The 12,437-nt window shown below is 66.9% G+C and carries 13 protein-coding genes and 2 pseudogenes; 12 read left to right on the forward strand and 3 right to left on the reverse strand.

The genetic code is table 11. The features are described 5' to 3' along the window. From RR928_RS21690 to RR928_RS21725, 8 genes and pseudogenes are all read left to right on the forward strand, one after another. A pseudogene (locus RR928_RS21690) lies at window positions 1–185 on the forward strand (ABC transporter ATP-binding protein); the annotation flags it as partial. Beyond that, complete coding sequence (locus RR928_RS21695; RefSeq protein WP_332538574.1) at window positions 182–979, forward strand: ABC transporter permease; 798 nt, start codon at window positions 182–184, stop codon at window positions 977–979. The pseudogene RR928_RS21690 and the gene RR928_RS21695, both read left to right, overlap by 4 nt. A gap of 14 nt (window positions 980–993) precedes the next feature. Next, complete coding sequence (locus RR928_RS21700; protein ID WP_332684219.1) at window positions 994–2,004, forward strand: ABC transporter substrate-binding protein; 1,011 nt, start codon at window positions 994–996, stop codon at window positions 2,002–2,004. Between the two features lie 19 nt (window positions 2,005–2,023). Beyond that, window positions 2,024–2,791: an SDR family oxidoreductase gene (locus RR928_RS21705; RefSeq protein WP_442881524.1), complete on the forward strand. Its 768-nt coding sequence runs from the start codon at window positions 2,024–2,026 to the stop codon at window positions 2,789–2,791. Between the two features lie 140 nt (window positions 2,792–2,931). Beyond that, window positions 2,932–5,097: a TonB-dependent receptor gene (locus tag RR928_RS21710; RefSeq protein WP_332684206.1), complete on the forward strand. Its 2,166-nt coding sequence runs from the start codon at window positions 2,932–2,934 to the stop codon at window positions 5,095–5,097. A 2-nt stretch (window positions 5,098–5,099) separates the two neighbouring features. Next, the gene (gene fes, locus RR928_RS21715; RefSeq protein WP_332684208.1) at window positions 5,100–6,770 is read left to right on the forward strand and encodes an enterochelin esterase; all 1,671 of its coding nucleotides are present in this window, start codon (window positions 5,100–5,102) and stop codon (window positions 6,768–6,770) included. 136 nt (window positions 6,771–6,906) lie between these two features. Next, window positions 6,907–7,089, forward strand: a complete 183-nt coding sequence (locus RR928_RS21720) for a CsbD family protein (protein WP_332538580.1) — start codon at window positions 6,907–6,909, stop codon at window positions 7,087–7,089. A gap of 143 nt (window positions 7,090–7,232) precedes the next feature. Then, entirely contained in the window at window positions 7,233–7,367 is a 135-nt protein-coding gene (locus RR928_RS21725; protein WP_332538582.1) for a hypothetical protein, read from the forward strand. 81 nt (window positions 7,368–7,448) lie between these two features. Here RR928_RS21725 and RR928_RS21730 read toward each other — a convergent pair whose 3' ends face one another. Next, entirely contained in the window at window positions 7,449–7,889 is a 441-nt protein-coding gene (locus tag RR928_RS21730) for a hypothetical protein (protein ID WP_332538583.1), read from the reverse strand. A gap of 179 nt (window positions 7,890–8,068) precedes the next feature. Here RR928_RS21730 and RR928_RS21735 point away from each other — a divergent pair, with 179 nt between their 5' ends. Together RR928_RS21735 and RR928_RS21740 are read left to right on the forward strand one after the other, a co-directional pair. Next, window positions 8,069–9,136, forward strand: coding sequence for a TerB family tellurite resistance protein (locus RR928_RS21735; RefSeq protein WP_332538584.1), 1,068 nt, complete (start codon window positions 8,069–8,071; stop codon window positions 9,134–9,136). A 91-nt stretch (window positions 9,137–9,227) separates the two neighbouring features. Continuing rightward, window positions 9,228–10,250 (forward strand): sensor domain-containing diguanylate cyclase, encoded by a 1,023-nt coding sequence (locus RR928_RS21740; RefSeq protein ID WP_332538586.1) that lies wholly within the window; start codon window positions 9,228–9,230, stop codon window positions 10,248–10,250. A gap of 80 nt (window positions 10,251–10,330) precedes the next feature. Here the strand turns inward: RR928_RS21740 and RR928_RS21745 are convergent, their stop codons facing one another. Beyond that, the gene (locus RR928_RS21745; RefSeq protein WP_213300558.1) at window positions 10,331–10,489 is read right to left on the reverse strand and encodes a DUF3309 family protein; all 159 of its coding nucleotides are present in this window, start codon (window positions 10,487–10,489) and stop codon (window positions 10,331–10,333) included. A 240-nt stretch (window positions 10,490–10,729) separates the two neighbouring features. On the opposite strand from RR928_RS21745, the gene RR928_RS21750 reads away from it, so the two are divergent. After that, on the forward strand, window positions 10,730–11,137 hold the full coding sequence (locus tag RR928_RS21750; protein ID WP_332684213.1) for a GntR family transcriptional regulator: 408 nt from the start codon (window positions 10,730–10,732) through the stop codon (window positions 11,135–11,137). Window positions 11,138–11,223: 86 nt separating this feature from the next. On the opposite strand, the gene RR928_RS21755 is transcribed toward RR928_RS21750, so the two are convergent. Next, window positions 11,224–12,135, reverse strand: a complete 912-nt coding sequence (locus RR928_RS21755; RefSeq protein WP_332538589.1) for a LysR family transcriptional regulator — start codon at window positions 12,133–12,135, stop codon at window positions 11,224–11,226. A gap of 121 nt (window positions 12,136–12,256) precedes the next feature. Between RR928_RS21755 and RR928_RS21760 the strand changes: the two are divergent. After that, window positions 12,257–12,437 (forward strand): annotated as a pseudogene (locus tag RR928_RS21760) (SGNH/GDSL hydrolase family protein); the annotation flags it as partial.

Below are 12,437 nucleotides of genomic sequence, written 5' to 3' on the forward strand. Positions count from 1 at the left end.
TGACGCACGACATCAACGAGGCCGTGTATCTGGGCGACCGCATCGCGCTGATGCATGGCGGGCGCATCGTCGACGACATCGAAATCACGCTGCCGGCGCCGCGCGTGCAGGCCATGCGCCACGGCCCTGAATTCAACGCCTACTGCGCGCGCGTGCGCGCCGCCATGGACAGGACCGCCGCATGAATCCGACGCCGTTTCAGGCGCGGCTCATGGCCGCGGCGCTGCTGCTCATCTTGCTGGCACTGTGGGAGCTGACCGTGCGCGCGTCGGGCCTGTCGGCGCTGGTGCTGCCCGCGCCGTCTGCCGTGGCGGCGGCGCTATGGTCGGGACTGGCTTCGGGCTATTTCTGGCCGCATATAGCGGCCACGCTGCAGGCGCTGGTTCTCGGCCTGGCAGCGGGCGGTCTGATCGGCTTGTTCGCCGGCATGGCGCTGGCGGAGTCGGCCCTGCTCGAGCGCGTGCTCAAGCCCTATGTGGTGGTCAGCCAGGTCGTTCCCAAGCTGGCGCTCGCGCCGCTGTTCGTGCTGTGGTTTGGCTTCGGCCTGCTGCCCACGGTGCTGATCACCGCGCTGATCTGCTTCTTCCCATTGATGGAAAACACGCTGACCGGCCTGCGCCAGGTCGATGCCCAGCGGCTGCAGCTGTTTCGCATGCTGGGCGCGACGCGCCTGCAGACGCTGCTGCGCCTGAAGCTTCCCACGGGCCTGCCGGCCATTCTCGCGGGTCTGCGCGTGGCCGTGGTGCTGGCGCTGGTCGGCGTGGTGGTTGCCGAGTTCATGGGCGCGAGCCGCGGCCTGGGCGCCGTGGTGATCGCCGCCCAGGGAATGATGGACACCACCTTGATGTTCGCGGCGCTGGTCATCATCGCGGCCATAGGCCTGCTGCTGTACCAGGGCTGCATGCTGCTCGAGCGCCGGCTGCTGCGCTCCCACGCCTTTCCTCTTTCGTCCACCGCGCGCGCGCGCGAAAAATCCTGATCGCCATGACTGCAATGCACACCCCGTCTTCGTTCATTTCCCGCCGCAGCCTGCTGGGCGGCCTGGCCGGCCTGACCCTGGCGGGCACGGCCGGCGCCGCCAACGTGCAGGGCAAGATCCGCCTGGCGGGCTGGAGCAAGCCCATCAGCGAGATCACCAATATCCTCGCCGAACCCGACAAGGGCTTCTTCAAGGCGCAAGGCGTGGAGCTGACCTATCTGCCGGGCGCGGGCGGCGGCGATGCGATACGCAACATTCTCAGCGGCCAGGGCGACGTGGCGTTCACCGACCCGGGTTCGTTCTTCATGGCGCTCGACAAGGGCGAGAAGCTGGTCGCGATCTACGACATCTACCCGCAGAACGTGTTCAACGTGGTCGCGCTCAAGTCGTCGGGCATCCAGAAGCCCGCTGATCTCAAGGGCAAGAAGATCGGCGTCTACAGCCTGGCCAGCGGCACGCGCCAGAACCTGCTGGTGATGCTGCACCAGGCCGGCCTCAAGGAGTCGGATGTGCAGATCGTCGTCACCGGACTGCTCAACTTCGCGCCGCTGATGCAAGGCCAGGTCGATGCCACGGCCGCCACCGACACCGGGCTGGCCGTGGGCCTGCGCAAGGGCATTGGCGAAGTCAACATCATGCAGGTGCGCGACCACCTCAACATTTCCAGCGACATGTTCGTGGTGCGCGAGGAAGTGCTGCGCCAGAAGAAGGAACTGCTCAAGGCTTTCCTGCAGGGCTACCGCGACAGCGCGGCCTGGATGATCGCCAACCCGGAAGAAGCCGCGCAGCTGGCCGGCAAGCACGCGATCGACGGCACCAACCGCGAGATCAATCTCGACGTGATCCGTCTGCGCAATGCGTCCTCGCTGCCCACGCAGCAGGCCAAGGGCGCGGCGCCGCGCCTGGGCAGCTTCGATCTGGTGGCACTGCAAAAGGGCGCCGACACCTACCGCGCGCTGGGACTGGTGCAACGCCAGCTCAAGATGTCCGACGTGGTGGATACCAGCCTGATTCCAGGGGCCTGAAATGGTGCAGGATTCGGTAATGGATCTGCGCGGCAAGGTGGTGCTGGTCACGGGCGCGAGCCGGGGCATAGGCGCGGCCATTGCCGTCGCTTTCGCGCGCCAGGGCGCGAGCGTGGCCATCAACCATCTGTCCAACGACGCGGCTGCGGCGCAGACGGTGGCCGCCTGCACCGCTGCGGGCGGCGACGCCTGGGCGGTGAAGGCTGATGTGGGCTCCAGGCCCGCGGTGCAGGCCATGGTCGAGGCCATCGTGCGCGACGCCGGGGCCATCGACATCGTGGTCAACAACGCTTTCCGGCCCTATGCGTTCGACCCCGAGCGCCGCAGCCATTTCGATGCGCTCGAATGGAGCGACTACCAGGCGCAGTTCGACGGCGCCGTGGGCGCGGCGTTCAACGTCTGCAGCGCCGTGCTGCCGCAGATGCGCCGGCGCGCGCGCGGCAGCATCGTCAACATCGTCAGCAATCTGGTCGAGCACCCGGTCGTGCCCTACCACGACTACACGACGGCCAAGTCGGCGCTGGTGGCGTTCAGCCGCAATCTGGCGAGCGAGCTCGGGCCCGTGGGCATACGCGTCAACTGCGTCGCTCCCGGCCTGGTCTATCCCACGCAGGGCACGCACAACACCAAGGAATCGTTTCGAGAATCGCTGATGGCGGCCACGCCGCTGCGCCGGCTCGCGAGCCCCGAAGACGTGGCCGGGCCGGTGCTGTTCCTGGCGTCGGAGCTCAGCGGCTTCATGACGGGCCAGGTGCTTTTTGTCGATGGCGGCCTGGTGATGCGCTGACGGTCTGCGGGGCGGCTGCGCCTGTAGCAGGCAGCGCCGGGCCGCATGGCGTTTTTCCGCATCCTCATGGTAAACCCGTGACTGCGTGTAATAATGATTCTCATTCAGTATTTTAATGGCCGTTCCGGCCCTTGCATCGCATGCGCTCCCCTTTGCATTTCTCCCCCCCGCGGCTGGCCCGCGGGCTGCTGTCCCCCCATGTGCTGGCGCTGGCCGGCGTGCTCAGTTTCAGCGCCACAGGCGCATTGGCCCAGGCCACTCTCGAGGAAATCAAGGTCCAGGCCCAGCACGACGGCCAGGCGCTGCCGGCGGCGGCCGCCGGAGGGCAGGTGGCCAAGGGCGCGGGGCTGGGCCTGCTGGGCCAGCGCGATGCCCTGGACACGCCGTTCAACATCACTTCCTACACGCAAAAGCTGATTGCCGACCAGCAAAGCGCCACGGTGGCCGCGGTGCTGGAAAACGACCCCTCGGTGCGCTTTTCCACCAACACCGGCCATGCCTACGAGAACTTCACCATCCGCGGGCTGGAAGTCAACGCCACGGAAGTCGGCTTCAACGGCCTGTACGGCATTGCGCCCGACGCGCATATTCCAACCGAAATGATCGAGCGCGTGGAAGTGCTCAAGGGTCCGGGCGCGCTGCTCAACGGCATGACGCCCGGCGGCGCGGTCGGCGGCGTGGTGAACGTCGTCACCAAGCGCCCCACGGTCGATGACCGTGCCCAGGTGACCACCTCCTATGCCTCGGGCTCGCAGCTGGGCGTGCACGCCGATGTCTCGCGCCGTTTCGGCCCCGAGCGCCGCCTGGGCATACGCGTCAACGGCAGCATGGCCAGCGGCGAAACCGATATCGACGACCAGAAGCGGCGCAAGCGCCTGGGCGCGCTGGCGCTGGACTACCAGGGCGACCGCTGGTCGCTGGGCCTGGATGCCTACAGCTACCGTTCGCACATTGCCAACGGCAGCCCGCTAATGGTGGGCTTTGCGACGGTGGGCCGCATGGTGGCCGCGCCCGATGCCGGCCTCAACCATTTCCGCGGCATGAATGCCGAGCAGCAAAGCGATGGCGCGATGCTGCGCGGCAGCGTCGATCTGTCCGATGACTGGCGCGCCTATGCCAGCCTGGGCTGGGCCGAGCATGCCTATACCGGGATGCTCAACGGCACGCGCGGCATCCTGCAGGCCGACGGCCACACGCTCAACACCCAGAACTACCAGCAATACGGCTTCACGCGCAGCTGGACGGGTGACGCCGGCCTGCGCGGGCGCCTGCGCACCGGCGCCGTGGAACACGAACTGGTGCTGTCGATGAACCAGCTGCGCCAGGAAGGCGGACGGGCGCTCAACGCCAAGGGCGGCATTCCCACGGCCAGCTACGTGAGCGACCTCTACAACCCCACCTACAAGACTGTGGTGGCCAACGAAAGCACGGCCTACAAGCAGGAGCGCGAGAACGTCATCACCAGCTATGCGCTGGCCGACACGCTGCGCCTTGCCGACGGCAAGCTGGCGGTGACGGCCGGCCTGCGCCTGCAGCAGGTGCAGCAGAAGATGGCCGGCTACGACAAGCAGGCCACCACGCCCATGCTGGGCATTGTTGCCAGGCCCTGGGGCGAGCAGCTGGCGCTGTACGGCAACTACATCGAAGGCCTGAGCGCGGGCACCACCGTGGCCGCTGGCTATGCCAACGCCGGCCAGACGCTGGCGCCCTACAAGACGCAGCAATTGGAGGCGGGCGTGAAGTGGCAGACCGCCGACTGGCTGCACACTTTCTCGCTGTTCCAGATCAGCAAGCCCTCGGCGATCTCGGTCACGACCGCCGGCGTGGCCTTGCCCAGCCTGGTCGAAGACGGTGAGCAGCGCAACCGCGGCGCGGAATGGACGGTGTCGGGCAAGCTGGCGCCGGCCTGGACGCTGCTGGGCGGCATCTCGTACACCCAGGCCAAGCAGACCCGGACCCAGGGCGGGCTCAAGGATGGCAAGGACGTCTACGGCGTGCCGCGCTGGACCGCGAACCTCGCGGCGGAGTGGGCCGTTCCGGCCGTGACCGGCCTGGCGCTGTCGGGCCGCATGGTGCATACCGGCGCGCAGCAGGTCAACTCCGGCAATACGCTGCAGGCCCCGGCCTGGACGCGCTTTGACGCCGGCGTGCGCTATGCGAGCCGCGTTTCGGGCCACGCCGTGACCTGGCGCGCCAATCTGCAGAATGTCTTCGACCGCCAGTACTGGGCCGGGGCCTTCAACGACAACTTCATGACCGTGGGCGCGCCGCGTACGCTGCTGCTGTCGGCCACGGTGGATTTCTGAACATGACACACACTCCTTGGGCGGCGCATTGCGCCGCCGTGTTGCTGGCCGCGACCTGCAGTCTGGCAGGGGCCGCCGAGGCGGATGCGCCGCTGCTGCCGGGCGTGCACGGCGAGGTGCTGCAGGCGCGGCCGCTGGCGCTGGATCTGCCGGCCAAGCATGTGCTGCAGCTGCGCTTTGCCGGCGCCGGCCTGCATCTGGATCTGCGCGACGCGCAGGGCCGCCATCTGCGCCGGCTGGCCGAGAACGGCCGCGGCGTGCAGACCGCGACCTGGTTCAGCCAGGGCGCACAGCAGGAGCAGCTGTGGGTCACGCCCGCACAGCCGGGGGCAAAGCCGCTGGCCTACGATCTGCGGGTGCTCAACAGCTGGGCCAGCGCGGGGCCGCAGCCGCTGCCCGCGGAGAAGGCCCAGATGGGCGCGCGCCTGGCGGCCTTGCAGCAGGCGCTGGCGCGCGGTGAGGGCGCGGCGGCCACGCAGGCGTTCTGGCGCGAGGCACAGCAGCGCGGCACACCCTGGGTAGAGCCCTGGGCGGACGGCAAGGTGCTGGTGAGTTTTGTGTGGCGCGATCAGGGCAACACCAATGTGCGCCTGTTCGGCAGCCCCAGCGGCAATCACAATCCGCTGCAGCGCCTGGCCGGCAGCGATGTCTGGTGGACTTCGGCGGTCATGGATCCGCGCTCCCATCTGAGCTATGCCTTTGCGCCCGATGTGCCGCAGCTGCCCGCGGCGCAGGCCGCGCAGCAGCGGCGCATGGTGCTGGCCACGATGCAGCGCGACCCGCTCAATCGCCAGCCGTTTCCCGCCCGGCCCTGGAGCGGCGCGCAGGACCGCTTCCAGGGCCGCTCCAGTCTGGTGCTGGCGCAGGCGCCGCCGCAGCCCTGGGTCCAGACCCGTGCCGGCGTGCCGCAGGGAAAGCTCACGCGCCACAGCGTGGACAGCGGCATTCTCGGCAATCGCCGCGATGTCTGGACCTATGTGCCGGCGGGCGCCGATCCCCAGGCGCTGCTGGTGCTGTTCGATGCCCATGCCTATGTGCACGATGTGCCCACGCCGCGCATTCTCGACAACCTGGTGGCCGACGGCCTGCTGCCTCCCGTGGCGGCGGTGATTGTCGGCAATGCCAGCCCCGAGGCGCGCGACGCCGAACTGCCGCCCAACCCGCGGTTCGCGCGCTTCATAGCCGAGGAACTGATGCCCTGGGCCCGCAGCCAGGGCCTGGCGCAGACCGCGCGGCGCACCGTGGTCGCGGGCAGCAGCTATGGCGGACTGGTGTCGTCCTATCTGGGCCTGACCCACCCCGAGCTTTTTGGCAATGTGCTGAGCCTTTCGGGCTCTTACTGGTGGGCGCCGCCGGGCGAAGCGCCGGGCTGGATGCAGCGCGCCTGGCAGGCGCTGCCCGCACCCGTTCCCGCGGTGCGCTTCTATCTCGATGCCGGCTGGTACGAGACCGGGCGCGGCGGGCGCGAAGGCATTCTTGAAACCAACCGCGCGCTGGCCGACATCCTGCGCGCGCGCGGCCTGTCGGTCACGCAACGGGAATATGCCAGCGGCCATGACTACCTGCACTGGCAGGGCGCGCTGGGCTGCGGCCTGGTGGCGCTGCTGGCACCGGCGCGCTATGACATGAAGGATGAACGCCTGCAGGGCTGTGTGGGGGCAGGCGCGTCTTGACCAGCCGGGACGTAAGCCAATGCCCACGTCCCATCCTCTTTTGTTCCTACCGTCATCCTCGCTCAGGCAAGGCATCCTTCATGGGTACTTCAACCCATGGGCCGTCAAGACGGTCCAAGCGATAAAGGAAAACACCATGAACAAAGATCAAGTCACAGGCGCTATCAAGGATGCAGCTGGCAAGGTTCAGCAAAAGGCGGGTGAAGTGTTCAACAGCCCCGAGCAACAAGCCAAGGGCGTCGCCAAGCAGGTCGAAGGCAAGACACAGAAGGCCGTCGGCGATGTGAAGGAAGTTGCCAAGGATATCGCCAAAAAATAACGGGCCGGTCCGATCTAGCCGGACCCGCCCGGGCCCCCGTTGCAACTGCGGCGGGGGCTTTTTCATTTCGCCAATCGCCGATCCGTTCTTGCCCGCGCGACTGCAACCCAGTGCGCGGACCGCATGCTACACAAGTTTGAAACATGAACACTCCCCCCGATAAAACCCAGGCCAAGCGCGATGCATCGTTTCGCAGCAGCTTCTTCACATCCCGCGCCATGACGATCATTGGAGCGGTGCTGGTGTTCCTGTTGATCGCGATGTTCGTGCCCTGGTAGGCGCCGCGGACCGCGGGCGAACATCAAGGCGCTGGTGATGGCAGGAACCATCTCCAGCGCCTTTCTCCTTTCTCCCGTTGTTCAACTGATGGGTGAATCCGTCACGGATTGCCGGAATGCGCCGCCACCGCGCACGCAGGCCAGTTGCATGGCGCTGGCCGAATGGCTTCTTGCCGCAGGCGGCGGCAGTACGCTGGCGGTATAGAGCAAGGTGCCCGGGCTCAGCGGCCGATACAGCGCGACCCTGGTGGTCTCAAGGCTGTCGGGCACCAAGGTCTGAACCTGGTAGATGCAGGCCGCCGGCTCGGGCTGCGCCGAGGGCAGGGCGCTTGCGGCCTGCCAGGCGGCCCAGGTCCAGGCGGCAAGAATGCCGTCGTACTCGTCCGGCCGTGAGGGAATCCGGTCCAGCGGTGCGGCCGGATGGTATTGCGCCACCCAGGCTTCGAATCGCGCGCGTCTGCTGTCCTGTGCTGTCATTGGTTGGGTCTCCGCAAGGTGCTGGCGTCGGGCCGTCTTGAGCATTGCAGCGTCTGGCCGCCATCCATGGCTACTTCGTCACGGCGCCGTGCCTTCGGTTCCATCACCGCGCGCCGGGATTGGGCCTGGCGACCACGAAACTTTGCTTTACCCTGTAAATCGAGGAACCCCGGGCCCGCTTGGGGCTCCAACCCCTTGTTATCCATCCAGGAGCTGAAGCATCCATGACACACGACGAAATTCGCGCGACCCTGACCCTGTGCCTGCTGGCCTCGTTTGCCGATGGAGAAAAGCACGACCGTGAACGCGAGCAGATCCGCCAGGTCGCGGAAGGACTCGCAGGCGACCAGGCCGTGAATCTGCCCGGCCTGTACCAGGACGTGCTGCTGCGCAGGGTGCAGCTGACCGACGTGCTGGCGCGCCTGACCAGTACGGAATCGCGTCAACTCGCCTACGAGATGGCAGTCTGCGTCTGCGATGCCGATGGCCAGACCAGTTCCAAGGAAGAAGCTTTCCTGGCCCAGGTGCGACAGGCCTGGGGCATGGGCGGCGCGGCCGCACCGGTGGCCGCCGCTGCTGCAGCGACGGCGGCTGTCGGCACGGCCTGGGGCCGGGCCGATGACAGCTTCGATGTGCAGGCGCGCAGCGTGGCCGATGCGCCGCTGCAATCGACGGCTTTGGCCGAGGCGCCATTGCCCCAGGGCGTGGCAGTGCCGCACCCGGCCGCTGTGGATGCCTTGCCCACGACGGCGGCGCAGCGCCGCCCTGGCACGCTCTCGGCGGCGGAGATGGACAGCAAGATCCTGAAGTCGTCGATCATGAACGGCGCGATCGAGCTGCTGCCCGAGAACCTGTCGACCCTGGCCATCATTCCGCTGCAGATGCGCCTGGTCTATCAGATCGGCCAGAGCTATGGCTATGAACTCGATCGCGGCCACATCAAGGACCTGCTCGGCGCGCTGGGCGTGGGGCTGACCTCGCAGTACCTCGAAGAGGCCGGACGCAAGCTGCTCAGCGGACTGCTGGGCAAGGCCGGCAAGGGCTTGTTTGGCGGCGTGGGGCGCCAGGCGGTGAGCAGCGGCATGAGCTTTGCGTCGACCTACGCGCTGGGCCATGTGGCCAATCAGTACTACGCGGGCGGGCGCACGCTGTCCACCGACATGCTCAAGGACGCGTACCAGCATGTGATGAAGGACGGCCGCGACCTGCAGTCGCGCTATCTGCCGCAGATGCAGGAGACCGCACGCGGCCTGAATACCGCCAAGATCATGGCGATGGTGCGCGGCGCATAAGCCGCGTGTGGGGCGGGCCGGCAATGGGCCCGCCGCCTGGACTGACAGCCGGTTACAGCGCATGTGTCGTCCATAAGACAATAATGGCGGCATGGAGCCTTTACTTGATCACCTGTCCGAGACGGTCAGCTCGGCCAAAACACTGGAAGAGCTGTCGCGGCCGTTGCTGGAAATGCTGGTGTCCGTCACCGGCATGGAATCGACTTATCTGACGACCATCGACCTGCAGCGCAATCTTCAGCATGTGCTTTATGCGCGCAACACCTGCGAGATGCAGATTCCCGAGGGCTTGTCGGTGGCCTGGGGCGACACGCTGTGCAAACGCGCGCTCGACGAGGCACAGCCGTTCGCCGACGATGTCGGCCTGCGCTGGGGCGATTCGGACGCCGCGCGCGCGCTGCAGATCCAGACCTATCTGAGCACGCCCGTGCGTCTGGCCGATGGTGCCTTGTACGGCACGCTGTGCGCCGCGAGTTCGGCGCGGCATGAGCTGCCGGAGCAGGCTCGCCATGTGCTGTCGCTGTTCGCGACCCTGATCGCCCAGCAGGTCGAGCGCGAATTGCTGGTGCAGCGGCTGGTGGAAGCCAACTCGCGCCTCAGTACCTATGCGAATACCGATCCGCTGACGGCGCTGGCGAACCGGCGCGCGCTGCACCAAGCATTGACCCGGCTGCTGGAGCAGGGTTCGCGCCGCGGCATGGCCGTGCTGGTGGCGTTCATCGATCTCGATGGTTTCAAGGCCATCAACGACACCTATGGACATGATGTGGGTGACCAGTTTCTGATTGCGCTGGCCGAGCGCCTGCGCAATCTGCTGCGTGCCGAGGATCTTGCGGCGCGCCTGGGCGGAGACGAATTCGTCGTGGTGGCGCTGGGGCCCGAAAAGCTCGACATGCTGGGCGATGCCGCGCAGGCGTTCGAGAAAAGGGTGTTCCAGGCGACGCGCGGCGACTATCAACTGGGCCCGCTGCGCATGCACTACGACGGCGCGAGCGTCGGCGTGCTAGGCGTGTCTCCGGGCAGCCACAATGCAGTGCAGGCACTGCAGGCCGCCGATGCCGCGATGTATGAAGTCAAGCAGGCGCGCAAGAACCAGTTGGCCCACCTGCATTGACCCAGGCGCGCGGCGCAGGCCTGGATGCGGAATGCAAAAAGCCCCCCGGCGCATGGCACCGGGGGGCTTTTTTCCTGAGGTTATAAGCGGCCCATGAGCAGCAGGACGATCAGGACCACCACCACCAGGCCCAGCACGCCGCTGGGAGCATAGCCCCAGCTGCGGCTGTGTGGCCAGGACGGCAGTGCTCCGACGAGCAGCAGAATGAGGATGATCAAAAGGATGGTGCTAATGGCCATGGTCAGCTCTTTTCTGTGTGGTTGATAAGCGATTGCTTCGAATGCGCATCTCATCGGCATGAACTTGAAAGTGCGTGAGACTTTCGTTCTGCCCGCGGGATGCGGCTCTGGGATCAACGATACGGGCCGCGCCTCGGCCCAAGGGTAGGATGCCGCCGCGTTGACGCGCATGCCTTCAGGCCGTGGCGCTCGCTGCCTGCCAAGACAGATCTGCGCGAGCGCGGCGTATTCGGCCAATCCTTGGCGCCGATACGCGAGGCGCTGCTGCAGCTGGTGGCCCAGGACATCCTGATGGGCCAGCGCGGTTTCAGCGTGCGCGTGCCGATTCCGTCGGTCGAGCAGCTGGCCGAAGTGCGCGCCATCCGCACCAAGCTGGAAATCATGGCCGCGACCAATGCCATGCACGAATGGACGCCAGAAGTCATTGCCGAACTCGAGCGCATTCACGCCGAGCTGCAGCTGGCCAAAGCCGCGGGCGACGTGACGCGCATCCTGCGCGCCAACGTGCGGTTCCACTTCGCGCTTTACGGCGCCGAGCGGCGCTCCTATCTGATGACGATGATCCGTACGCTGTGGGCCATCACCGGCCCCAGCATCCGTCCAAGCAGGGGCGCAGGATACAGCTGGACGACTGAGGCTCGTCCCTGACGATGTCCGCTGTCGGCCGTTGAGGCCGGCCTGCAGGGTACGGGGCGCGGGGAAATGCCGGACGGCTGTCCCTTGTCTTGCGCGCCTTACGCGGCTCCGAGATCCACCCGTTCGGCCAGGAAATCCAGAAAAGCCCGCACGCGCAGCGGCAGGTAGCCGCCTTGCCCGACATAGACGGCGTGAACTTCCTCGACATCGCCGGGATTGCAGTCTTCCAGCACCGGCAGCAGCCGGCCGGCGGCAAGGTCGTCGCGCACCTGGAAAGCCGCCAGACGCGCCAGCCCCAGCCCGGCCAGGACCAGACGATGCAATGCCGCGCCATCGCTGGCCTGGGCGTTGCCGGTGACCGGCAGCACCACATCCTTGCCTGCATGGCGCAGCGGCCAGCCCGGCTGCGCGCGCACATGGTTGGGGCCCAGGCGGTTGTGGGTGCGCAATTGCTCCGGCGTGGTCGGCGCGCCGTGGCGCGCGAGATAAGCTGGCGTGGCGACGATCATCATGCGCGTGGCGCCCAGCTTGCGAGCCACCAGGTTCGAGCTTTTGAGCGGGCCGGCGCGCACCGCCACGTCGGTGCGCTGCTCCAGGATGTCGATGACTTCGTCGGTCAGCACGATGTCCAGGCTCACGTCGGGATGGCGGGCCAGGAACTCCGGTGCCAGCGGCAGCAGGAAGTGATGCCCGAACGGCACGTTGGCATTGACGCGCAAGCGGCCACGCGGCGTGGCGTGCTCGCCGGCGCAGCGTTCGGCGTCCTCCAGATCGGCCAGGATGCGCACGCCGCGCTCGTAGAACGCGCAGCCTTCGGCGGTGATCTGCAGTTGGCGCGTGGAGCGATTCACCAGCCGCGCACCCAGGCGCTGCTCCAGGCGCGCCACCAGCTTGCTGACCGCCGACGGCGTCATGCCGCAGGCGCGGGCGGCGGCGGAAAAACCGCCCAGTTCGATGACCCGCACGAACACTTCCAGTTCGCCGGAGCGATTGACTTCCAGACGGGCCACGGCCGCTCCTCGATGAGATCAACGCACAAATGATGTTCCGCTGGAGAGTCTATGCCGGACTAATCTTTGAATTCATAATTTTTCTCTAGACGGTCTTTGAATTCATCCAATGAGAAAACCCATGAAAACAGTTCCCAAGGCTTATCTGGCGGCCATGCTCGGCCTGGCGCTTGCGGCAGGCACGGCCCTGACGCCCACCCCTGCAATGGCATCGGAGTGGGTTGCCACCTGGCAGGCAAGCCCGCAGCCCACCTGGGGCGCGGACTTCCTGCTCCCTGCCAATGTCCCGGCGGTACTGCACG

The sequence above is a fragment of the Comamonas sp. genome, from assembly GCF_036666375.1.
Classification (GTDB): domain Bacteria; phylum Pseudomonadota; class Gammaproteobacteria; order Burkholderiales; family Burkholderiaceae_C; genus Comamonas.

What these genes read in the sequence shown, in the direction of transcription:
- RR928_RS21730 (WP_332538583.1), bottom strand. Translation starts at nt 7,889, where the DNA reads ATGCTCAAGACGGCCCGACGCCAGCACCTTGCGGAGACCCAACCAATG.
- RR928_RS21705 (WP_442881524.1), top strand. Translation starts at nt 2,024, where the DNA reads ATGGATCTGCGCGGCAAGGTGGTGCTGGTCACGGGCGCGAGCCGGGGC.
- RR928_RS21720 (WP_332538580.1), top strand. Translation starts at nt 6,907, where the DNA reads ATGAACAAAGATCAAGTCACAGGCGCTATCAAGGATGCAGCTGGCAAG.
- RR928_RS21745 (WP_213300558.1), bottom strand. Translation starts at nt 10,489, where the DNA reads ATGGCCATTAGCACCATCCTTTTGATCATCCTCATTCTGCTGCTCGTC.
- RR928_RS21700 (WP_332684219.1), top strand. Translation starts at nt 994, where the DNA reads ATGCACACCCCGTCTTCGTTCATTTCCCGCCGCAGCCTGCTGGGCGGC.
- fes (WP_332684208.1), top strand. Translation starts at nt 5,100, where the DNA reads ATGACACACACTCCTTGGGCGGCGCATTGCGCCGCCGTGTTGCTGGCC.
- RR928_RS21735 (WP_332538584.1), top strand. Translation starts at nt 8,069, where the DNA reads ATGACACACGACGAAATTCGCGCGACCCTGACCCTGTGCCTGCTGGCC.
- RR928_RS21740 (WP_332538586.1), top strand. Translation starts at nt 9,228, where the DNA reads ATGGAGCCTTTACTTGATCACCTGTCCGAGACGGTCAGCTCGGCCAAA.
- RR928_RS21695 (WP_332538574.1), top strand. Translation starts at nt 182, where the DNA reads ATGAATCCGACGCCGTTTCAGGCGCGGCTCATGGCCGCGGCGCTGCTG.
- RR928_RS21710 (WP_332684206.1), top strand. Translation starts at nt 2,932, where the DNA reads ATGCGCTCCCCTTTGCATTTCTCCCCCCCGCGGCTGGCCCGCGGGCTG.
- RR928_RS21725 (WP_332538582.1), top strand. Translation starts at nt 7,233, where the DNA reads ATGAACACTCCCCCCGATAAAACCCAGGCCAAGCGCGATGCATCGTTT.